This is a genomic window from Exiguobacterium sp. UBA3968, assembly GCF_002385115.1.
Lineage (GTDB): Bacteria > Bacillota > Bacilli > Exiguobacteriales > Exiguobacteriaceae > Exiguobacterium_A.
In genome coordinates, this window is record NZ_DGCW01000005.1 from 1,837,812 (window position 1) to 1,861,538 (window position 23,727).

At 48.1% G+C, this 23,727-nt stretch carries 16 protein-coding genes; 4 read left to right on the forward strand and 12 right to left on the reverse strand.

Annotated features, from left to right (window positions below):
• Positions 1–59 precede the first annotated feature (59 nt).
• From B3S86_RS11280 to B3S86_RS11290, 3 genes are all read right to left on the reverse strand, one after another.
• Positions 60–1,979, reverse strand: coding sequence for an ABC transporter permease (locus B3S86_RS11280; RefSeq protein ID WP_290752556.1), 1,920 nt, complete (start codon positions 1,977–1,979; stop codon positions 60–62).
• Entirely contained in the window at positions 1,966–2,727 is a 762-nt protein-coding gene (locus B3S86_RS11285) for an ABC transporter ATP-binding protein (protein ID WP_290752559.1), read from the reverse strand. Before B3S86_RS11285 ends, B3S86_RS11280 begins: the two co-directional genes overlap by 14 nt.
• A 157-nt stretch (positions 2,728–2,884) precedes the next feature.
• On the reverse strand, positions 2,885–3,388 hold the full coding sequence (locus B3S86_RS11290) for a PTS sugar transporter subunit IIA (protein ID WP_035410206.1): 504 nt from the start codon (positions 3,386–3,388) through the stop codon (positions 2,885–2,887).
• Positions 3,389–3,566: 178 nt separating this feature from the next.
• On the opposite strand from B3S86_RS11290, the gene B3S86_RS11295 reads away from it, so the two are divergent.
• A complete protein-coding gene (locus tag B3S86_RS11295) occupies positions 3,567–5,270 on the forward strand; it encodes a M3 family oligoendopeptidase (protein ID WP_035410863.1) in 1,704 nt (567 codons plus the stop codon).
• 289 nt (positions 5,271–5,559) lie between these two features.
• On the opposite strand, the gene B3S86_RS11300 is transcribed toward B3S86_RS11295, so the two are convergent.
• Positions 5,560–8,346 carry a putative bifunctional diguanylate cyclase/phosphodiesterase gene (locus B3S86_RS11300; protein WP_290752565.1) on the reverse strand — a complete coding sequence of 929 codons (2,787 nt, stop codon included), beginning with the start codon at positions 8,344–8,346 and terminating at the stop codon, positions 5,560–5,562.
• A gap of 138 nt (positions 8,347–8,484) precedes the next feature.
• The gene (locus B3S86_RS11305; protein ID WP_035410212.1) at positions 8,485–8,907 is read right to left on the reverse strand and encodes a CBS domain-containing protein; all 423 of its coding nucleotides are present in this window, start codon (positions 8,905–8,907) and stop codon (positions 8,485–8,487) included.
• A 171-nt stretch (positions 8,908–9,078) separates the two neighbouring features.
• On the opposite strand from B3S86_RS11305, the gene B3S86_RS11310 reads away from it, so the two are divergent.
• The 3 genes from B3S86_RS11310 to B3S86_RS11320 all read left to right on the forward strand — a co-directional run bounded on the left by B3S86_RS11310 (position 9,079) and on the right by B3S86_RS11320 (position 14,804).
• Entirely contained in the window at positions 9,079–11,286 is a 2,208-nt protein-coding gene (locus B3S86_RS11310) for a methyl-accepting chemotaxis protein (protein WP_290752572.1), read from the forward strand.
• A 116-nt stretch (positions 11,287–11,402) separates the two neighbouring features.
• Entirely contained in the window at positions 11,403–12,560 is a 1,158-nt protein-coding gene (locus B3S86_RS11315; RefSeq protein ID WP_290752575.1) for a helix-turn-helix domain-containing protein, read from the forward strand.
• Between the two features lie 102 nt (positions 12,561–12,662).
• The gene (locus B3S86_RS11320; protein WP_290752578.1) at positions 12,663–14,804 is read left to right on the forward strand and encodes a bifunctional glycosyltransferase/CDP-glycerol:glycerophosphate glycerophosphotransferase; all 2,142 of its coding nucleotides are present in this window, start codon (positions 12,663–12,665) and stop codon (positions 14,802–14,804) included.
• 123 nt (positions 14,805–14,927) lie between these two features.
• Here the strand turns inward: B3S86_RS11320 and rlmD are convergent, their stop codons facing one another.
• The 7 genes from rlmD to putP form a co-directional block, all read right to left on the reverse strand.
• Positions 14,928–16,286, reverse strand: a complete 1,359-nt coding sequence (gene rlmD / locus B3S86_RS11325) for a 23S rRNA (uracil(1939)-C(5))-methyltransferase RlmD (protein ID WP_290752581.1) — start codon at positions 16,284–16,286, stop codon at positions 14,928–14,930.
• Positions 16,287–16,311: 25 nt separating this feature from the next.
• Complete coding sequence (locus B3S86_RS11330; RefSeq protein ID WP_035410224.1) at positions 16,312–17,274, reverse strand: diacylglycerol kinase; 963 nt, start codon at positions 17,272–17,274, stop codon at positions 16,312–16,314.
• Between the two features lie 147 nt (positions 17,275–17,421).
• Positions 17,422–18,855, reverse strand: coding sequence for an Asp-tRNA(Asn)/Glu-tRNA(Gln) amidotransferase subunit GatB (gene gatB / locus B3S86_RS11335; protein WP_035410227.1), 1,434 nt, complete (start codon positions 18,853–18,855; stop codon positions 17,422–17,424).
• 14 nt (positions 18,856–18,869) lie between these two features.
• Positions 18,870–20,312, reverse strand: coding sequence for an Asp-tRNA(Asn)/Glu-tRNA(Gln) amidotransferase subunit GatA (gene gatA / locus B3S86_RS11340; protein WP_035410229.1), 1,443 nt, complete (start codon positions 20,310–20,312; stop codon positions 18,870–18,872).
• Positions 20,313–20,327: 15 nt separating this feature from the next.
• Positions 20,328–20,618, reverse strand: a complete 291-nt coding sequence (gene gatC / locus B3S86_RS11345; RefSeq protein WP_023469336.1) for an Asp-tRNA(Asn)/Glu-tRNA(Gln) amidotransferase subunit GatC — start codon at positions 20,616–20,618, stop codon at positions 20,328–20,330.
• Positions 20,619–20,818: 200 nt separating this feature from the next.
• A complete protein-coding gene (locus B3S86_RS11350; protein ID WP_290752594.1) occupies positions 20,819–22,045 on the reverse strand; it encodes an Nramp family divalent metal transporter in 1,227 nt (408 codons plus the stop codon).
• 130 nt (positions 22,046–22,175) lie between these two features.
• Positions 22,176–23,687: a sodium/proline symporter PutP gene (gene putP, locus B3S86_RS11355; protein ID WP_035410234.1), complete on the reverse strand. Its 1,512-nt coding sequence runs from the start codon at positions 23,685–23,687 to the stop codon at positions 22,176–22,178.
• Between the last annotated feature and the right edge of the window lie 40 nt (positions 23,688–23,727).

The window sequence follows — 23,727 nt, forward strand, 5'->3', positions numbered from 1 at the left end:
AACTCAAAAAGGACTGGAAACGATTATTCCGTTTCCAGTTCTGTGTATCCGTATTTAGTTCATCCCGTCACGATGCGGCGGTAAGCACGAACCGTGACGATATAGTAGATCAGATAGACGATCGTATAGCAAACAATCGCAAGTAATGTCGGACGGACGATATTGTAGTTCAACAGTTTCTGCAGGACTTGCATCGCAACTAGACTATGAACGAGTCCGAGGACATACGGTAAAGAGAAGACGAATCCGACCAGGCGACGGATGATACCCGTTTGTTCCTTTTCATCGACACCAATCTTTTGAATGATCGCAAACCGTTGTTTCGATTCTTCTGCTTCCGCGAGCATCTTAAAGTAGATGATTGAACCTGTCGCAAGCAAGAAGACGAGACCGAGGAAGCCGGCAGCAAACGCGAGTAAGCCGGTCGTTGCCGTCGTCATCGTATAGACCGGATAGTACGCTGCCATTTCTGTATCCGCTTGTTTTCCATACAGTTGCGTTAATTGCTTTATCAGTCCATCGTCATGACGTTCATCCGAAAACTGATAATTCGTCAGCGTAAAACCTTTTTCCGGCATCTTTGCAAACGCATCGTCGTTTACGACGAAGGCAAGCCGTTGTTTCTCATAAAGTTGAGCGATCGGTAAATTCGTCGCAGCGGTGATGCGAAAGGACTCATGGACATCCTTGATTTTGACACCGACCGGCGATTTGACTTTCATCTTCAACAAATCGTTTCCTTTAAATGTTTCAAGGACGATCGCTTCGCCTCGTTTCGGTTCTTTGATGACCGTTTGACCGTTTGCTTTCGCAAGCTTCACGTAATCCGAGTAATTGACGTAACTAAATTGCCCTGGCTGATCTTCGTAAGCATAGGTTTGATAATAGCGTGTAAACGTCAGAGGGTTCGGAAGCTCAGTCATCTTGTGATCGACGTTCTTGACGTTGACCATCGTCCGGCTGTCGATCTTCTGGTCGGACTTGGCAATCAGCTGTTCCGCTTCCGCTTGTTTACTCGCAATCGACAGACTGTACGGGACTTGCTCCTCGACAGTCTGATCGATGAAGTAATAGATCGATGTCGCTGTACCGACTGTCGTCAATGTCACGGCAGTAATGACCGTGATCGTCGACAGCATGACAGCGTTCGATTTGATTCGTGACAGCAATTGTCCGTGCAGAATCAAATTCGTTCCTTTGAAATGTCGCGCTTGATTACTTAAGAGGCGTAATAAGAAGATCGTGAAGTAACTCATCGTTCCAAATGTCCCGAGGATCACACACAGCATCAAGAGAGGTGCGACAATCGTAAAGTGATCCATTAACGGTTGTCCCGTCAAATAGTAACCGATACCAATCAAAACGACCGAAAGCACGGCTAGGATTGGATGGACTTTCGGAAGGGATTCCGCTTGTTGCTCTGCCTTGAACAATTCAATCAATGTAAAACGATAGATCGTCCGGGCTGAACGTAAGGCAATGATCAGGAAAATCAAAAGGAAGACGCCGATCGTCTGCACGACGGAAGCTCCGCTGATCGTAAAGGTCGCATCGACTTGCATCGCCATGACGGAAGCCAGCAACTGTACGAAATATTTCGATGCGACTGTTCCGATCGCAATCCCGAGGATCAGGCCAATCACTCCATACCCCATCGTCTCAAGGAAGATCAGTCGGGCGATCTGTCCCCGCTCTAAACCGAGCAACGCGTAGAGACCGATTTCCTTCTTACGGCGGCGTAAGAAGAAGTCACTTGAATACCAGATGAAGATAGCAGAGAAAAGCGCTAGAATAACACTCGCTCCAGTAAAGACCGTTCCTAATTTTCCGTACAATTCATTCGCCTGAAGCATCGCTTCGTTTGATCGAATCGCGAGGAACGTGTAGTAAATGAGAATCGCGAACGTGACCGCACCGAGGTACATCACGTTTTGACGGATGTTTTTTAGATTTTGAAACGCCAGTTTAGACAAACTCACGGACGGCACCTCCGAGTTCGCGTTGGACTTCCATGATCTGCTCGAAAAAATCCTTCTGTGAACCGAAGCGATGGACTTCCTTGAACAGCTCTCCATCCTTGACGAACAGAATTCGTTCTGCATAAGACGCCGTCATCGGGTCGTGTGTCACCATTAAGATCGTCGCGCCTTCGTCGTTTAGTGACTGCATCGCTTCAAGCAATCCTGTCGCTGACTTTGAATCAAGCGCACCGGTCGGTTCATCCGCTAAGATGAGTGACGGATCATGAATGATTGCACGGGCGGCAGCCGTCCGTTGTTTTTGTCCTCCCGATAGTTCGACCGGACGTTTATCGAGTAGTTCCTGGATACCGAGTTGATGCGCCACACGATCGACACGCTCTAAGATCATCTTTTTATCGACGTTCGCGAGTGAGAGTGGTAAGGCAATGTTTTCCCGGACCGTCATTGTATCGAGGAGATTGAAATCCTGGAAGATGAAGCCAAGTTGTTTCCGGCGAAAGCGAGCCAATTGTTTTTCCTTCATCGCCGTCACGTCTGCTCCATTGATTAAAATCGATCCGTCCGTCGGCTGATCGATTGTCGACAGCAGATTAAGCAACGTCGATTTCCCGGCACCGGACGGTCCCATGATACTGACGAATTCCCCTTCATGGACACTGAGCGTCGTCGGACGTAGTGCTTCGTGGCGTGCCGTTTTCGTTTGATAGGTTTTTGTGATCTGTTCTGCTCGTAAGATTGCTTTCATCTGTAATGCCTCCTGTGTTTGATTCGTTACACTCAGTCTAGTCCTTCCATGCTTTTCTCAAAATGGACTTTACTTTCACTTCTCTTACAAAACGGTAAGACAAGGGATGAGACATCAAAAAAGCCCCCATCCGTAAGGGATGGAGGCGTGTCGTATCTTATTTATGTGTTGCTTTGAAGAGCTCTGTGTCGCCTGCGACAACAGAAGTTCCTTCAGCTGGTACAGCTGAAAGCGTGAATTGATCGTGATTTGTCACGATGATCGGTGTGATCGTCGATGGTGCGTTCGCACGGATGTACTCGAGATCGAACTCGACGAGGACGTCTCCTGCTTTGACTTTGTCACCTGACTGGACGTGAGCCGTGAAGCCTTCGCCTTTGAGGTTAACCGTATCAAGACCAACGTGGATCAAGAGTTCAAGACCATCTTCACCTTTTAGACCGATTGCGTGTTTTGTTGGGAAAATCGTTTCAACCGTTGCGTTGATCGGCGAGACGACTTTACCTTCTGTTGGCTCGATCGCGACACCGTCGCCCATCATTTTTTGAGAGAAAACTTGATCGGGTACGTTCTCGATGTTGACGATTTTACCTGTAAGTGCAGAAGCGATTTTCGTGTTTCCTGCGTCGTTACCACCAAACAATTTTTTTAAGAATCCCATGATACTATCCCTCTACTTTCTCGATCGTTTTTCTTCCGAATGGAAGTTTCGATTTTTTATAGGAGTAAGCTGTTAGACAGCTCGCTCACGTTCTCACAAAAAGCATACGTTTGTCCCTCTGGTTTTGCAAGTATTTTTGTGTGATAATAGTTAGAAATCAAAAGGAGGCGCTTACATGTTGCCATTTTCAGAAATTACATATGTCCGTCCTGATCTTGCTTTACTTGAAACATCGATGAATCAAGCAATCGCTCGACTAACGGAAGCCACACAGGTAGATGAAGCAAACGCAGCCATCACTGAGATTAATACCCTCAGAAATCAATTTGAAACGGCAAGCCAGCTCGTCGAAATCCGTCATACGATTGATACACGCGATACGTTCTATGAGACGGAACAAGGGTTCTTTGATGAAGCAAGCGCAATCTATCAGGGATATGTCTCAAGCTATTATCAAGCGTTGACGACGCATCCGCTTCGCAATGAACTCGAACGGACGCAAGGCAAACAGTTATTCCTAATCGCGGAAGCGAGCTTAAAGACGTTTTCGGAAGAGATCATTCCAAAGCTCCAAGAAGAGAACCGTCTCTCAAGCGAATATACGAAACTGATGTCTTCTGCTCAAATCGAGTTTGACGGGAAGACGCTTAACTTATCGCAGTTCGGTCCTTACCTCCAATCACCAGACCGGGCTGTTCGTAAAGCCGCTTCAGAAGCCCGCTATGGCTACTTAAAAGAGCAAGGGGAAACGATCGATACAATTTACGATAAACTCGTTCGTATCCGGACAGACATCGCGAAGACACTCGGTTTCCCATCGTTCGTCGAACTCGGATACGCACGGATGCTTCGCGTCGATTACAATCAATCGATGGTTGAACAATATCGCGAACAGATCCTTGAAACGATCGTCCCGCTCGCGACACAACTTAAAGAACGCCAGCAACGACGCATCGGTGTCGATCACTTGTACTACTACGATGAAGGATTCGCCTTCAAGTCTGGGAACGCGACACCTAAAGGCGAAGAGTCATTCATCATCGAAGGCGGCAAAAAGATGTATGCGGAGATGTCACCGGAGACGAACGAGTTCTTCAACTACATGCTCGACCGGGAAGCACTCGATTTAACGGCGAAGCCTGGAAAAGCGGGCGGTGGGTATTGTACCTACATCGCAGACGAAAAACTCCCGTTCATCTTCTCGAACTTCAATGGAACGGCAGGCGACATCGATGTCCTGACACACGAAGTCGGACATGCGTTCCAAGTCTATGAGAGCCGTCACCTGACTGCTCCAGAGAGTGCCTTCCCGACGTATGAAGCGTGCGAGATTCACTCCATGTCGATGGAGTTCTTTGCTTATCCATGGATGGAAGAATTCTTCGGTGAAGAGACGGCGAAATACAAATTCAATCACCTCGCAGGAAGCGTCACGTTCCTTCCATACGGCGTTGCGATTGATGAGTTCCAGCACGTCATCTACAACCAACCGGAATTGACACCAGCTGAGCGTCGCGAAGCATGGCGGACGATCGAGAAGAAATATTTGCCGCATCGTGATTACGAAGCGAATGATTATCTCGATTCAGGTGCCTGGTGGCATCAGCAAGGGCACGTCTTCGGAAGTCCCTTCTACTACATCGATTACACGCTCGCTCAAGTCTGTGCCTTCCAGTTCTATGCTTGGATGGAACAGGACCGGGAAGCGGCTTGGACATCATATCTCGATCTCTGTCGTGCCGGTGGATCGGAAAGCTTCCTCACGCTCGTCGAGCGCGCTGGATTAAAGTCTCCGTTTGCACCAGGTACGGTTGAAGCAGCGGTCGCACCGGTCAAAGCGTATCTCGAACAAGCAGACGACCTCGTACTCGATCGCGTTTAATAATTATTTTCATCAATCTAAAGTTCACGCTTACAACGAACGTTTCTGTCATCCCCGCTTTCCACAGGCGGGTGATAAGCCGCGCCACCTCGCATTTCATGCGGTCTGTCGGGTCTTATCTAGCCCTGACGAAAGCGAAAATCGTGCTTTCTTTTCCTGTAGGAGTAGAGGGTGAACATTCACGTTCTCTATTTATCGAATGAAAAAAGGTGACTTTCCGGACTGGAAACTCACCTTTTTTCATTTTAAGACACATACATATTAAAATCATGAGTCATAATAGACTAATTCATTCAGATAGAAGCTTTTGATGGTACTTCACGTACCAGACTCGAAACACGTCGGCTGGAATCGGTCTTGAATAATAGAATCCTTGCGCATACTCACAGTCAAGCACTCGCAAATGATCAGCTTGTTCAAGTTCTTCGACTCCTTCAGCGACGACGTCATACTTCAGCGTATGTGCGAGCTTGATGATCGTCTCGATGAGCGGTGCGTTCGAGCATGCATCCGGACCACTGATGAACGAACGGTCAATTTTCAGTCGCTGAATTGGCAAGCGACTCAAGTACGACAAGGAAGAATACCCCGTACCAAAGTCATCAATCGCAAGACGATACCCCATCTGATGCAACTTCTGTAACGCATCAAACACGCGTGTGTCTGAAAAGACACCGAATGATTCCGTAATTTCAAGTTCCATCCGTTGTTCGATTCCCGGATGAACTTCTCGGACATCAGTCAGATAATCGACGATCCGACCGGAGACGAGTTCTTTGACGGATAAGTTCGCTGAGACGCGTAGTACTCCGAGTTCCGTATCCTTCCACTCTTCGACTTGTCGGACCGTTTCGGCAACGACCCACATCCCGATCTCTTCAATCAACATCGATCGTTCGGCAATCGGAATGAAGATCGCCGGACTGATCATCCCCCGTTCAGGGTGGAACCAGCGCAGGAGCGCTTCACAACCATCGACCTGACCGGTCGCGAGATTGATTTGTGGTTGATAGAACAATTGTAGCTCGTTCTTTTCGATCGCGTCCCGCAGTTCTCCTTCGAGGACGACGGATTCGAGATACTCGGCACTCATCCAGGATTCGAACCAGACCGGTCCGCCTTCTGTCTGTTGCTTCGCATGCTGCATCGCGATATCAACCGAAGATAATAAGGACGTGACGGCTACTGCATCATCGGGGTACCGCACCATACTCATACTGATGCTGACATTGACATACTCTCCATCGATCTCATAGACGTGTTCGATGACTTGCTTCAATTTCTCGTAATCAACGATATCCTGTTGTGCAACCAACACGGCGAATTCGTCTCCCCCGATTCGTGCGGCTTGTCCCGTTCCGATGAAATGATGTTTGAGTCGATTGGCGAGATCTTTCAAAATCTGATCGCCTGCACCATGTCCGTAAATATCGTTGATCCGCCGGAATTGTCGAACGCTGATGGTGACGAGTTCTCCCGGCTGAGGTGCTTTCAACGCATCTGCCATCTTTTGTTCAAAGCCATTTCGGTTCAACAGTCCCGTCAACATGTCAAAGAGTGCGAGTTGTGTGATCCGTTCTTCGCGCCGGAACTGATCCGTTTCATCATGACAGGATAAGTAAAGTGCAACGCCTGTATCGTCTTCTTTGTTTGCGACATGGACGATGTTGACGAACATGTTTAAGATTTCTTCATCGAACAACATCTTGCAACGAATCGTTTGACTATGGCCTTCCAATGATTGCTTCAACGCTCGCCGCATCCGATTCAAATCAGCCGGATGGATCAGTTCTTCGATCGTCCATTCCGCCGTCACTTTCGTCAATTGTCGAAAGCGTTCGTTTCCGTTCACAATCGTATAGTCAGATGACATCGCAAGAATCGGATCTGTATTTTGTGAAAAGAGCGACTCGATTTCCGCTTTTTTCTGCTTGATTTCTTTTGTTTTGGCATCATTATGATCGAGCAACCCGGCGATGATGGCCGTCATCGTCCGAAACGCTTGGACGACAGGTTGAAAATCATTTCGCTCCGGTACGTCATAACCGGATTGCCGGCGGTCTTCTGCAAAGGTATTCGCTTCTCCTTTCAGTAAGGATAGATCTTGGCGAAAGGCGCGTAATAACGATAAGGTCAAAATCAACAGTCCAAGAATTAAGACACTGGTTGCACCAAAGAGAAGCCAGGCATTGCGAATGATGTGATGGCCTCGATCCTGCATTTCTTGTGCGACTTGGTTGAGTTCTTGATCGTACAGACGATACATACTCGATTCATATTCTTCCGCTTGTCCTGCCAAAGCAGCGTACGTCTCGACTTTTGGAGCACGTAATAGATCATCGAGCGTTTGTGTATAGGAAGCCATCTGTTCCCGCATTGTTGCGACATCTTGCCGTCCCGTATCGTCCTGAAGAGGAATCACATCATACAATGATTTGATGAGTGATGCCTGGCGTATCGGTAAATCAATCCGCATCTGCTGAATCCGTAATCGATCAATCGAGCTCGGTTCTTCCTTTTGACGGGCATCTTTTAAGATTTCAGCTGATTTCCCAAGTTGTTCCTCCATCAGAATCAAATTGGAGAAGACATTATAATAAGATCCTGTCTCTTTGCTCAGTACGAGTTGATTGAAGATGATTTCACTCTTGAAATTCGTCATCGTCGTGAAGAAGCGATGGTTCGATTCATATCCTTGCCGTTGAAGCTTCTTGACTTCCGCCAAGACTTCTTCCTGTGCCGACCCAGTCGCTTTCATGTTCGGTAGACGATCGGTTAGTTGTTCCAATGCACGATCGGATTGTTTGGACGCTTGTAGAACATCCGTGTCCTCATTCAATGATGAAAAATAATAGCGTGTCACTTCTTGTTCAGCATGATTAAATGGTGTCACTTCAGCAATCGTTTTTCCTGATGCTTTGAAGCGATAACCTTCTTCGAGTGTTTTCATCAAATGTTGACATGCGACGATCAATGCTAATAACCCGATGATCGCAATCATCCATGAGAACGTTTTATAGTAGGAGCGTCTTCGAAAAGCTTCTACGATGAAGACTGGTGATAAACGTCGCAACACATCGTCCTCCCTAAATTGTCATTATGTTTCTATATCGTCGTCTCATACCGTTTCCTGAAGTCGTTTTGGGTCAATAAAAAGCACGTCTTCCCACATTTCTGCGAAAATAAGTGCTTTTTTTACTAGTTTTATTCTTTTTTAATAACTGACGTTCTCACGCGCTACTTTTTTAGCAAAATAATCGATGATGTCACGTCGTCGGATAATCCCGATGAAATGTCTTCCGTCATCGATGACGGGTACGAAATTTTGATCCGTGATGACTTCAATCATCTCTTCCATTTGCGCTGTGATCGAGACCGGTTTATAACGGACGCGTTGTTTGATATCGGTTAAACGTGTCTGCAAGACATGGTCATAATCAGCATGCTCGAGATTTGCTTCGAGCGCCCACAAGACATCGCCTTCTGTCAGCGTTCCTGCGTATTTCCCTTTATTATCAACGAGTGGGACTGACGTAAAACGATGATGTTTCATCTTTTCTAGTGCTTGTCTGACCGTTGACTCAGGATCTAAATATTTCACCTCATCTTTAGGTAATAAGAAAAAAGCAATATTCATTTCTGTTCCTCCCTAGCCACTCTGTGACACCCTTTTCATTTTATCATGAACCCTGCTCCGATTCATTTCTCAAATGATGAAAATCTCTACATAATTCCTTCATATTTGGTCATACTATTCCGATATTCCAAGTAGACAGAATTTAAAGACTATTTAGTTAGGAGAATACATATGCGCCTCCCGATCACGCGTCGCCTGTTCATCGGGCTTATTTTATTGCCCGCTCTCACTCTCGGTGCCTCGACCTGGTTTTCTTATGATCAGACGAGCCAAACCGTCGATCAGCTTGTAGACTCGACGTCACAAACCGCTTTGAAGCAACTCGAACAATCCTTTACACGAATCATTGATGATACGAAGAAGGATACGACCTTACTCGCAGGTCTTCCGTTCAACCGAGCGGACGGCGCTTTACCGAACTACACGGATCAAACGAAACAACCCGATCCGGCTACTCCTCCGACGCAAAAAGCGAGCGATATCTATAGCGTCCTAGAAAAGTACGGTTCATCGAAAATCGAAAACTCATTCATTCAGTATGCGGATACCGCTGGTGGTTATCTCAATTGGCCAAAACAAGCGGCAGCACCTGGATACGATCCACGCAAGGAAGACTGGTACAAACAAGCACTCGATAACTCTAGCACCGTCATCATGAGTGAACCGCATTATGATGCGGCAACGAAACTATCCATCATCGGCTTCTCAAAAGCAACACTAGATGCACAGGCGAATATCAAAGGTGTCTTATCCATCTATAAAAGTATCGATCGCCTAGCAGAAGACATGAAACGGATTGAAATCGGACAAAAAGGATTCGTCTTCAGCTATACCCAAAATGGGAAGATTGTCACCCATCCGAATAAAAATTATTTCTTCAAAAACGTAACGCAGATGAAAGAAGACGGAAAACCTTATTTCTCTGCTCCTAAAGCAATGATGGAACAAGAGTCGGGTTCGAACATCATGGACGTCGCCGGTACAAAATCCGTCGTCATCTGGCAGACCTCGTCAAAAACAGGCTTTAAGTTAGCTGTCGTTCTTGACTATGCTTCCTTGTATGCACCGAAAGAAGAAATGCTCAGTCAATCGTTGATCAACTTCGTCGTCGCGATCGCTTTAGCCACGTTGATTGCTTGGTTGATTGGTCGATCAATCAATCGTCCTTTATCAACACTCCGTCAAGAAGCACTTGCCATCGCCTCTGGTGATTTACGGACGCCAAAGCGTCCGACACGTTTCATCCAAGACGAGTTGACGGATCTCACCGAGAACTTTGACGCGATGCGGGCTCGACTACGTCAAACAATTCTCGCTTTGACGACTTCAGCGACGACCGTCCGGGATGCATCTGCCGAACTCTCCACGAATGCAACGCACGTCCAAACAGCTTCTCTGCAAATCGGACGAACGATGGAAGAGATCGCGGCGGCTGGTGAAACACAGACGAAACAAGCAGAGCGCTCGTCCCATGCCGTTCATGGCGTCAAGGAACGGTCGACGGCCATGCAACACGTCGCGTCAACGACATTATCGGAAGTCTCGACCGTCGCTTCCGCAGCCGTTCGCGGAAGTGATGTAACGAAACAGACGATCGCCGATTTACTTGATCATTCCGTCTCACTCGAACAGGAAATCCAAAATACGTCCGACTTCCTCGGTAAACGATCGGATGAGATTGCCAAAGTCCTTGGCACACTACAAGCAATCTCGAGTCAGACGAACTTGCTCGCCTTGAATGCCGCCATTGAAGCAGCACGCGTTGGCGAACAAGGACGCGGATTCGCTGTCGTTGCGAGTGAAGTCCGAAAGCTTGCGGAAGAGAGTGACGCTTCTGCGAAGCAAATCAAACAACTCCTCGATCATATCCAAGACGAGACACAGACCGCGATGGGTGCGATGCACCATGTCATGGATGATTTGAAACGATCGCTTGATTCCGTCAAGACGACCGGTGACGATTTCGAGCAAATCGCGGGTTCCGTCCAACATGTCTCACGCCGGACAGAAGAACTGACCGGTGACATCCATGCGTTGACGCAAGCGACGGAAGAAGTCTCAGACGCCATGGGGACGATTCTCGCTTTGACGGAAGAGAATGCCGCAGGTCTTGAGACGAGTAGTGCGAGCATTCAAGAAACGAACGTAACACTCGAATCCGTGACGTCTGCCGCTACGCATCTTGCAAAGATTGCTGGTAATCTCCATCAACTGACGCTTGATTTCCAACTCGACGATACGGAAACATTGGTTCACGACTCCGTTGAAGAGGTCATACATTCGGAAGAATCCGTCTTGTATGAGGAAGCAGCTGTCGCATCACTTGACGAGGAACGACATGATTCGGATTTAAAGGTTCCTTCGTCTTCATCCGAATGATTTTTCAGCGAAGTCTTTTTTCGAAAGGCTTCGTTTTTCATTGTTTCGTTCTCGACTATCCGCGAAAGAGGACATACACTAGAAGCAATCCACTATATTTCGAAAGGAGTCGTGTCATGAATCGCTTGTCGACGTCTGACTTGACGCAAATCGCAGAGCACCTCTACGGGATGACTGGTTTTTTCGTCACGTACCGAGATCATCACGGTACTCCGCTGTCGTTACGTCCAGAAGCTCCATCTCACCCAGGAACCTTACTGATTGAGAACGAATGGCCAGTACTAAAAAAGACTCCTCTACTCTATACCCTGAAAGATGGTACAGCTTACCTCTTTTTAGATGTTCCGGAACAAGGAATATACCGAATCGGTCCGGTTTTACTACAATCGGCTCTTTTTCGGGCACACATCCAAGATGAAGCCTACCATCAGTTCTATAAAGTCTTACCACGTACGACGGAGAATCGACTGATTGACTGTGCTCACCTGATGTATCGCTTGTTACACGGGGAAGCTCTACCGAAGCGCGAGATCGAACAACAGTCTGATATTCAGGAAGCCGAAATCCCTCTCGTCGCAGACGCCCCTTCCCATACGGGCGTCACGGCGTATCGAAAAGCCTGGCAACGGGAACAACAAATCATTGATTGGATCGCGACCGGTCAAAGTGAGCGCCTCGCTACGACCTATTCCCTGCCGGCCTATGGCGAGTTCGGAACACTCGCCCGTCATCAGCCCTTACGTGCAGAAAAGAATTTGTTGCTCGGGACTGTCCTCTTAAGCGCGCGTGCTGCGATTCGCGGCGGACTGGAACCGGATGAGGCATTCTCACTCAGCGACCGGATGATTGAGACGATTGAAGCGGCGACGAGTATCGCTGAGCTCCGGAATCGGCATGTCCGGATTACCGTTTCGTTTGCCGAAGCCGTCAAGGAGCTCCAAGCATTACGTCATTCGCCACATGTGTTGGCAGCCATTCGTTATATTCAGCAACACCTCTATGAACCTTTGTCCGTCTCGTCGATCAGTCAAGCCATCCATGTCTCGTCTAACTATCTGTCCGTCCTATTCAAAGATGAGACCGGTCTACCGCTCGCCCGCTACGTTATCCGGGAACGGATACGGGAAGCGAAGCGCCTCTTGCGTTCTTCGGACGATTCCTTGCTGACGATCTCGAACAAGTTACACTTCTCGAGTCAAAGTCACTTCAGTCAAGCCTTCAAGCAGACGACCGGTGAGACCCCGACACATTATCGTCAACGAAGTGAATTTTAAGAGAATCGTGCCTTTTTTTCGTTTTGTGATATCCTATTCAACAGGAACTATTTTCGTGAATCCGTCTTGAGCGGATTCTTTCAACAAAAAAGGAGAATCAACATGAACTCAATTAGTGTCATCATTCCTGTCTATCAAACCGAATCACAAACGAAGGCAGCCATTCAATCCGTTCTTGATCAGAAGGTGTCTATTCCGGTAGAAATCATCGTCGTCTTTGATGGACCAAGCCCATACATCGATGAGCTTCGCTCCCTCTATCCGACTTGTACGATCTTGGAACAAGCACATCAAGGAACATATGCTGCACGCCGTCGCGGTCTTGAAGTCGCGACAGGTGACTACGTCACATTCCTCGACAGTGATGATATCCTCGCACCACGTGCGCTCTATACGTATATCAAAGCCTATGAGAAATCACGCGGTGAAGTCATCATCGGTAAAGTCTCACCTGTCTACAACAAGAAAAAATGGCTTATGCCGATCGATGATGATCGTTATTTCTTCTACACTCGCACGAAATTCAATTCGCGTCATTTGACGACGATTCACGGATGGATGATCAAAAAGGAATTGCTGAGCGATTTGCCGGTTCTTGAGACACGATGGTTTGCTGATACGATCATCGCGCATACGATTATCGCGAAACTGACGAACCTGACATCGGTCAGTTATGTCGTCTACGGTCGAAACTCACGCAGTACACCACTCGAGGGACAATCACTCTATCAAGCACGCGATATCACGACATTGACTGATATCTCACGGATCTATGGTATGTTATCTGCGCATACGATGGATAACACTGTTCAAAAGTTCTTGAATACATGGTACAAACGATTCATCTCAAAACGTGGTCGTGCGTTGCTTGAACGAAGCACGTCAAAAAGTCAGCAGGCAGATGTATTCCGTCACGTCGCTTACGATTTAAGACGGACGAAGACACGAAGTAAGTATCTACAAGCATGGTCGACAGGTTCCTACTTCATGTTCCGTTCATACATCACTGCCGTGAAGACAAAACGAACGCTACGGACGGCACGACGTAAAAAGATCAAGAACGGTCTGATGCTCTATCGCCTGTTCCAAAAGATGCCGGTCAAAGAGAACCTCGTCTTATTTGAGAGTTTCCTCGGTCGGAGCTATTCTGATAATCCAAAGGCGCTTTACCTGAAATTAAAAGAACAACGCCCTGAACTTGAACTCGTCTGGATTTTCTCGAAAGAACCTTCAGATGACGTCAAGGAAGCTTGTCCGAACTGGGTGCTCAAAAATAGCTTCGCGTACTACCAAGCGATGGCACGTGCGAAGTATTGGATCTTCAACACGCGTCAGCCACTGAGCTTGAAAAAACGCGAAGAAACAATCTATCTCCAGACATGGCACGGTACACCATTAAAACGACTAGGTCTCGACATGGAAGAAGTCCATATGGCGGGAACGAATGCGACACGCTACAAACGGAACTTCTACAATCAAGCACAGGAATGGAACTACTTGATTTCTCCGAATGCGTATTCGAGCGAAATCTTCAAGAGTGCGTTCGGTTTCCAAAATACGATGCTTGAGACAGGTTATCCGCGAAACGATCTCTTGTATGCGGACGATCAAGCTGGTTTAATCAGCGAAATCAAAGCGCGTCTGGATATTCCAGCCGACAAGAAAGTCGTTTTGTACGCACCGACATGGCGGGATGACGAGTTCATTGCGCGTGGAAAATACCGCTTTGATCTCCAACTCGACTTGAACGAGATGCAAGCCCGACTCGGTGACGACTACGTCGTCTTACTCCGGATGCATTACTTGATTGCACAAAACATGGACATCAGTGGACATGAAGGATTTGCCTATGACGTGTCGTCATACGGTGATATCGCAGAGTTGTATTTAGTCAGTGACGTGCTAATCACCGACTATTCGTCTGTCTTCTTCGATTATGCGCACTTACAACGTCCGATGATCTTCTTTACGTATGACTTAGAGAAATATGCATCGACGTTACGTGGATTTTACTTCGATTTCGAAGCAGTCGTTCCGGGACCACTCTTGAAGGAAACGGACCAAGTCATCGATTATATCGAACAGATTGATACGAAGTCCGTCGCGTATCAAGAAAAGTATGATCGCTTCCTCGAACGGTTCTGTAGCTTGGATGACGGCACGGCAAGTGAACGTGTTCTTGCTGAGTTGTTCCCGAGCACAGCACAGTCAACGATTGAGGATGAAACAACAGAAACAGAATGACGATTATCAAAATGAGAAATGGTTTAATAAAGCCGTTTCTCATTTTTTGTTCCCACCCATTAATTGCTAAGCGTAAAGACAAAAAAGCCTCCTTCCTTAGTGGAAAGAGGCATTCAAAACGATTTAGTTACGGACGAACAAGGCAACGCTCTCAACGTGTGTCGTATGCGGGAACATATCGACCGGTGTCACTTCAACGAGTGTATAACCGAGCTCCGTCAACAACTTCGCGTCACGTGCTTGTGTCGACGCATTACATGAGACGTAGACGATCCGCTTCGGTGCGACATCTGCTGCAGCACGTAAGAACTCTTCGTCACAGCCTTTACGTGGTGGGTCGACGACGATGACGTCCGGCTGAATACCCGCTTTGACGAGTGCTGGCATGACCTTCTCAGCTGCACCGTACTCGAACGTCACGTTCTCGATCCCGTTCGCTTGTGCGTTCCGGCGTGCGTCATCGATTGCTTGCGGTACGATTTCGATACCGTAGACGTGCTTCGCTTGTTTTGCGAGTGACAATGAAATCGAACCGATTCCACAGTATGCATCAACGACTGTCTCATCTCCTGTCAACTGAGCATACTCGAGCGCTTTCGCGTAGAGTTTCTCTGTTTGCAACGGGTTGACTTGGAAGAACGAATGCGGTGAGATCTCATATGTCAAACCAGCGATTTGATCGCGAATGACGGACGGTCCGTACAAGACGACGTTCTTTTTCCCAAGAATGACGTTCGTATCATCCGGGTTGATGTTGTGCTGGATCGAAGTGACGTTCGGTAACGCCTTTAAGATTCCTTCGACGATTTTATCGATACCGCGAAGTTGTTTGACCTTCGTGACGAGAACGACCATCAACTCGTTCGTATGGTAGCCATGACGTGCCATGATATGACGAATGACACCTGCTTTTTTCTTCTCGTCGTATGCTGGGACTTTTAAGTCAGCGAGGACTTTACGAACCGCTTGGACAGCTTCATCGTTTTCTTTGTTTTGGATCAAGCAGTAGTCCATATCGATGATCCGGTGGCTCCGTTTTTGATAGAAGCCAGCCATCAATTTGTTCGATTGGAACGCGACCGGTACTTGTGCCTTGTTGCGGTAACCCCATGGATCTTCCATACCCATCGTCTCGTGGACCGGAATCTCGAGGCCTGCTAGGCGCGCGAAAGCGTCACGAACGCGGTTGTGCTTGAACTTGAGTTCTGCGTCGTATGACAAATGTTGCAATTGGCAACCGCCACACTGGTTGTAAACTGGGCAAGGTGGCTCGACACGATCGGCACTCTTCGTCTTTTGACGGATGATGCGACCGAATCCGTAAGACTTCGTCGTTTTCGTGATCTTGATCTTGACCTGCTCCGTTGGCAATGCGCCTGGGATGAAGACCGTATATCCATCGATGCGCGCGACCCCTGACCCTTCATGTGTCAGGTCGACGATCTCGACGACGTGTTCATCGTTCTTTTGTACTGGAATCATGAATATCCTCCTTAAAAACCTCGCTTCACGCGAGGTTCATTTCTGCTTCTTGTAGTTGTGTATTAATCTGTTCCATTTCTTCGATCCGGAACTTTGGTGTCATGACTTCGAAATGAGAGCGAAGATTCGTCATCTCGCCTTCGCAGATGCCGCCAAACTCACCATCAATGTTCAAACTCATCTCTGATGTGTTCTTCATACGGACGAATGAGGTCGTGACATGCTCGATGCAAGGGTCCGAGAAATGATCCCCTTTCAAGGCAAGACGCATGACACGAATTAATTCGACGAGGTTACATTTCTTCAGGATGAAGAGATCAAATCGCCCATCGTTAAGTGACGCGTTCGGTGACAACTTCTCGAATCCGCCGACAGAGTTCGTATTGGATGTCAAGAACAACATGACTTCTCCTTTGAATATACCCTTTTCATGCTCCAGTTCGACATATGTTGGTCGGATTTGCGGAAGTTTCTCCATCCCTTTGACATAGTACGCGAGCTGTCCGAGTGCCGTCTTCAGCTTTGAAGGCACTTCGTACGACAGTTCTGTCATGATGCCGCCACCGGCGATGTTGATGAAGTAATGGACGCCTGTCGACCCTTCGATCTTACCGATATCGACTGGCATCGTATGTCCTGTGCAGATGACATCCATCGCCCCTTCGATCGTCAACGGAATACGCATCGCTCGACCAAAGTCATTCGTCGTTCCAACAGGTAGTACACCAAGCTTTGGACGTTTGCTATAAGCTGCCATTCCGCTGATCACTTCATTCAACGTACCATCGCCGCCTGCAGCGACGACAAGATCAAAGTCTGCTTCGCATGCTCGTGCTGCTTCATACGTCGCATCGCCGACCGCTTTCGTCGAGTAGACAGATGTCTCATAACCCGCTGCTTCGAGTCGGTCGAGGATATACGGTAAGTTTCGTTTAACCATCTCTTTCCCGGAAGTCGGGTTATAAATCACGCGCGCTCTAGGTCTCATAAGATTTTCTCCTTTTTGACTCAACCGTTCATTTGATACATAACTGTTTTATTCTACATGAACTCTCGAGACATTACAAAGCCAAAAAAGACAGCGTCCGTTTCTTCACCTCAGCGAGGTAGAGACGGACGCCATCTTAAGTGGAACTTATTTCAGTTTTTCGAGCTCTTCGTAGAAGAGTTGATCAAGGAGAGCAGGGTTTGCCATTCCTTTTGTTTTCTTCATGATCTGACCGATGACGAAGCCTTTCTTCCGGTCACGTCCACCGAGTAACTCCTCGACGACGGCTGGGTTCGCTTCGAACATCTCGACGATGAGACCACGCAACAATCCTTCATCCGAAATTTGTGCAAGACCGTTTGCTTCAACGTATGCACGCGGCTCGACACCTTCTTCGATGACTGCCGTGAAGACTTGTTTGGCGATTTTCGAAGAAATCGTGCCGCTTGCGATCAAGTCGATCATCTCTGCCAAACGCGCTGGTGTCATCTTGACTGTTTCGAACGTTTCCGTCGATTTATTCAAGTGACCTTGGATCTCACCGACTGTCCAGTTGGCTGCTGCTTTTGGCTCTGCACCAGCTGCAAGTGTCGCTTCGAAGTACTCTGCCATTTCACGTGTGACCGTCAATTGTTTCGCGTCATACGCTGAAAGACCGAGTTCTTCTTGATAACGAACACGGCGTGCATCTGGAAGTTCCGGGATACCGGCACGAATCGCTTCTTTCCAATCGTGATCCAGTACGAGCTTGACGAGGTCAGGCTCTGGGAAATAACGATAGTCCGACGCCCCTTCCTTGACACGCATGAGGACGGTTTGTTTTTTCGTCTCATCGAAACGGAGTGTTTCTTGACGCATCACACCACCCGCAAGCAATAGTTTACGGTGACGATCTTCTTCAAACTCAAGCCCTTTTAAGACGTTTCCGAATGAGTTTAAGTTCTTGAGCTCTGTTTTCGTACCGAACTTCTCTTGTCCGTATGGACGCACCGAGATGTTACAGTCGCAACGGAGTGATCCTTCTTCCATCTTGACGTCTGAGACGCCTGCATATTGCAAGACTTCCTTGAGACGTTCGAGGTAGGCGACTGCGTCTTTCGGTGAACGCATATCCGCTTCACTGACGATCTCAATTAGCGGTGCGCCTGTCCGGTTGAAGTCGACGACCGAGTGATTGGCACCCGTGTGGTTCATCTTACCGGCATCTTCTTCCAGATGGACACGTTCGATTCGGAAGCGTTTCGTTTCGCCATCGACTTCCGCATCGATGTAGCCATCAAAGCCGATTGGTTGATCAAACTGCGAGATTTGATACGCTTTTGGCGTATCCGGATAGAAATAGTTCTTCCGGTCGAATTTTGTTTGATCGGCTACTTGGCAGTTGAGTGCCATCGCTGCACGAACGGCGAGTTCGACGGCTTTTTCGTTGATTTTCGGCAAGACGCCCGGGTGTCCAAGACAAATCGGACACGTTTTCGTGTTCGTCTCTGCGCCATATTCCCGCGCACAACCACAGAACATCTTCGTGTTCGTGCTCAGTTCGGCGTGGACCTCGATCCCGATGATCGTTTCAAAGTTCATGATACATTCGCTCCTTATAACTTCGGAAGCGCGAATCCACCTGTCGCAAGCTCAAACGCATGCGCAGCGCGATAGATCGTCGCCTCATCGAAATGTTTTCCAATGATTTGTAAGCCGACCGGAAGACCGTCGACGAATCCAGCTGGAACCGAGATCGCTGGGACACCTGCTAAGTTAATCGGAATCGTCAAGATGTCATTCGCATACATCGTGACCGGGTCATCGAGCTGTGCACCGAGTTCGAATGCTGGTGTCGGTGCTGTTGGTCCGATGATGACGTCATAGTTCGCAAGGACATCTTCGAAATCTTTTTTGATTAACGTCCGAGCTTGTTGTGCTTTTTTATAGTAGGCATCGTAGTAACCAGAGCTGAGTGCATACGTTCCGAGCATGATCCGGCGTTTGACTTCGTCTCCGAATCCTTGTGAACGGGAATACTTGAAGACATCTTCAAGTGCGTCCGCTTCCGCGCGGACACCGTAACGAATGCCGTCAAAGCGTGCGAGGTTCGAAGATGCTTCTGATGAAGCGAGTAAGTAGTACGTCGCAAGCGCATATTTCGAGTTCGGAAGTGAGACTTCGTCAACCGTCGCACCGAGTGCTTCGAGTTTTTGGATCGCTTCACGGATGTTGGCTTTGACGCCTTCACTGACACCCTCGCCGAAGTATTCTTTCGGAACAGCGATCTTCAAACCTTTGATATCACCAGTCAACGCTTGTGTATAATCCGTTGCTGCAACGTTCGCAGACGTCGAATCCATCTCACAGTGTCCTGCGATCGCGCTCAAAAGATACGCGTTATCTTCGACTGTTCGTGTCAACGGACCAATTTGGTCAAGGGACGACGCGAACGCAACGAGACCAAAACGTGAGACGAGACCGTAAGTCGGTTTCAACCCAACGACACCACAATAGGCAGCCGGTTGACGAATCGAACCACCTGTATCCGAACCGAGGCTGAACAAGACTTCGCCTGCTGCGACAGCAGCTGCTGAACCACCCGAAGAACCGCCTGGAACGTGTTTTGTATTCCATGGATTGCGAACCGGTTTGTACGCTGAGTTCTCGTTTGAAGAACCCATTGCGAACTCATCCATGTTCAACTTCCCGATTGTGATTGCCCCTGCTTCATGCAGACGCTCGACGACCGTCGCATCATGTGCTGGTACGAAGTTCTCAAGGAATTTCGAACCACATGTCGTCGTCATTCCTTTCGTGACGATGTTATCCTTGACGCCGATTGGAAGACCAAACAGTGGGTTCGCTTCGTGTTTCGCGACATCATCCATTCGTTTCGCTTGCTCGAACGCTTCTTCATTCAATGAGAGAAACGCACCGATTTTTCCGTCGACGCGGTCGATTTGATCAAAGGATTCCTTGACGAGTTCAGAAGCTTTGACTTCGCCATCCTGAATGAGTGTGTGTAATGTTTTGACACCATGTTCAAAAAGTGACATCGGGTCATTTCCTCCTTATTCGAACACCGCTGGGACGCGGACTTGTCCGTCTTCCCAATCGGGTGCGAGTCGTTCTACTTCCGTACGCGGAAGTGATGGACGTACTTCGTCCTTACGTAGGACGTTCTTTAAATCGAGGACATGAGTCGTCGGTTCGACGCCTGTCGTATCGAGTTCATTTAATTGTTCAGCGAACCCAAGAATCTTCTCGAGTTGTCCTGTGAATTGTGCTACTTCTTCATCTGTCACGGCAAGGCGTGCCAAATGCGCCACGTGGCGGACTTGCTCCTCATTAATCTTTGCCATGTCATTCCACCTCCGGAACTTTTGCGATATATTTTACACTATTTCTAATCATAGCACTTTTTGTCCAGACAAAAAAGACGATGGTGCATCGGGGGGAGGTCCGCACCATCGTCCTTATAGGGGTAGCAAAGCTTCCGGGCGGAAAGCTTCTAGTTATGAAATACCCGGTTTAAATCAGACGAAACAAAAATACTGAATATTCATACTAAGACATCGAAGAGTAAATAGATATTGAAGACGATGACGATCGAGACGATGATCCATGCCAACGCGTTCATGAAATGACTGTTTCGATATTCCCCCATGTACCGTTCACTCGCTGTCGCCCGAATCAAAGGGATTAGCGCGAACGGAATCCCGAACGATAAAGCGACCTGACTCAGGACAAGTGCTCGTGTCGGATCAAAACCGGAGAAGAGCAACAAAATCGCCGGTAACATCGTCACAGTCCGTCGAACGAACAACGGCAATTGAAGATGGAGGAATCCGCGCATGATCGCGTCACCTGACATCGTACCGACACTCGATGATGCAAGACCTGAAACGAGTAAGGCAATTGCAAACAGATACGGCGCGATGCCACCAAGCGTGACATGAAGTCCCTCATAGATCGCTTCAAGTGAACCAGCTTGATATTTCGTACCGTAAAATACACTGGCCGCGATGACGAGCATTGCTCCGTTGACCGCTCCGGCGATCAGCATCGCTCCCCAAATATCGAAGCGTTGGATTCGTAACAGCGGTATTTTGTTTGCAACATGTCCCATCCGTCGCTTCGTTAAATCGGAATGGAGATAGATCGCATGTGGCATGACGGTTGCTCCGAGCATCCCGGCAGCAAGCACGATACTCGACGTACCTTCAAATCCCGGTACCAATCCTGCCGATAGATCGCGAAAGACCGGATGGACTTCAAATACTTCAATTGCAAAAGCAGCAGCGATGATTAAAACGAGCACCGCGATGACGGCTTCGAAATGTCGAAGTCCCTTTTGCTCGAATCCGAGGATGACGAATGATAAAACTGCCGTCAACAGCGCCGCCATGCGTAAGTCGATCGCAAACAGTAAATGAAATCCGAGTGCGGCTCCGACGAACTCCGCGAGATCGGTCGCCATTGCGACGAGTTCCGCTTGTACCCAGTAAAAGAAGCGATAGACCGGCGATAACTCTTCTCGAATCACCTCCGCTAAACTAAGATTGCTGACGATTCCAAGTTTGGCTGATAGGAACTGAATGACGACGGCCATCAAGTTCGAGGCAACGATGACCCAGAGCAGTAAATAGCCATATTGAGCACCTGCCGTCATGTTCGTTGCAAAGTTTCCCGGATCGAGGTACGCGACGGCAGCAACGAACGCCGGTCCGATATATGTCCGTTTTTTGGGTACGTCTTGTGTAAGTGGCTGTGTCACCATCTCATTCACCTCACTTTTTGTTTTTATTATACGCTCATTTTGCGTAAGCGCAACAAATATGTTTATGGTAAATAATAACGTATCAAGTAAACAAAAAAAGGAGTGTCTCCTTTACTCAGGAAACACCCCTTTCCGTTATTTAGACGATTTTTCGCTCAGGCTCTGCACCTTTTAGTTGTGCTTGTACTTGATCGAACTCATCATAGATTGCTTGACTTGGTTCCTTCGTCACGAGACTACCGATAACGAGCGCGATCGTCGAAGCGATGAATGCCGGAATCATCTCGTACATTTCCGAAATATACGATGGTAATCCATCTACATTTTGGTTAATGAGGATCCAAGCGATGACAACGACAGATCCCGTAATCATTGAAGCAAGTGCTCCCGTCTTGTTCATCCGGCGCCACAGTAAGCTGAACAGCACGACCGGACCGAACGCTGAACCAAAACCAGCCCACGCGTATCCGACGAGTGTTAAGATCGACTTCTCCGCACCGAATGATAAGAGAATCGCAAGAAGCGCTACGACAAGAACCATAGCACGCCCCATCAACATCAATTCACGGTCTGAAGCATCACGTTTAAAGAAACGGTGATAGAAATCATTCGTTGCCGCACTTGAAGAAACGAGCAGCTGCGTCGAAATCGTCGACATGATCGCAGCAAGTAAGGCTGCAAGCAACAACCCTGTAATGAACCCTGGGAAAAGGTCACGTGATAATTGAATGAAGACATTCTCTGGATTTTTTAATCCTGCACTTTGTTGCGTGTAATAGGCATATCCGATCAAGCCCGTCACCATTGCACCAACGATCGAGAACGTCATCCAAATCATCCCGACACGACGCGCCGACTTCATCTCATGTAAGTTACGAATCGCCATGAAACGAACGATGATATGCGGCTGTCCAAAATAGCCGAGTCCCCACGCGAGAAGCGAGATGATACCGATCGTCGTCGTCCCTTTGAACAGTTCCAGTTTCGAGCCGCCTGTCGACCGGATCGTCTCCAATGTATCATTAATCCCACCACTTAAAGTCAGCGCGACAGCTGGTACGATCAGCAATGCGATGACCATGATCATCCCTTGCACGACGTCCGTCCAACTGACGGCAAGGAAACCACCGAGGAAGACATACGCAATGACGACCCCTGCGAGAATCCAAAGACCTGTTGTATATTCAAGACCAAAGACAGCTTCGAATAAACGACCACCTGCGACAAAACCACTTGATGCGTACATTATAAAGAATATTAAAATAACTCCAGCTGAAACGGTACGCAAAACACCACTTTTATCGTGGAATCGTTTTTCAAAGTAATCGGGAATCGTGATTGCATCCCCTGCATGTGCCGTATACGCACGCAGACGAGGCGCGACGAGTAACCAGTTGGCATAAGCGCCAAGTAATAATCCGACGACAATCCATCCACTGGACAGACCAGTTGCATACATCGCACCCGGTAAACCCATCAACAGCCACCCACTCATGTCACTTGCTCCTGCAGAGAGCGCCGTGACGACGGGACCGATCGTACGTCCTCCAAGCATATAGTCATTCATGTTCTTCGTCCGATAATACGCAATGACGCCAAGTGCGACCATCAGGCCGAGATATAGCAAAATCGCGAACCACATTCCGTTCATCCTTGCTCCCCCTTTTTCCGTGATATAAGAAAAACGGGTG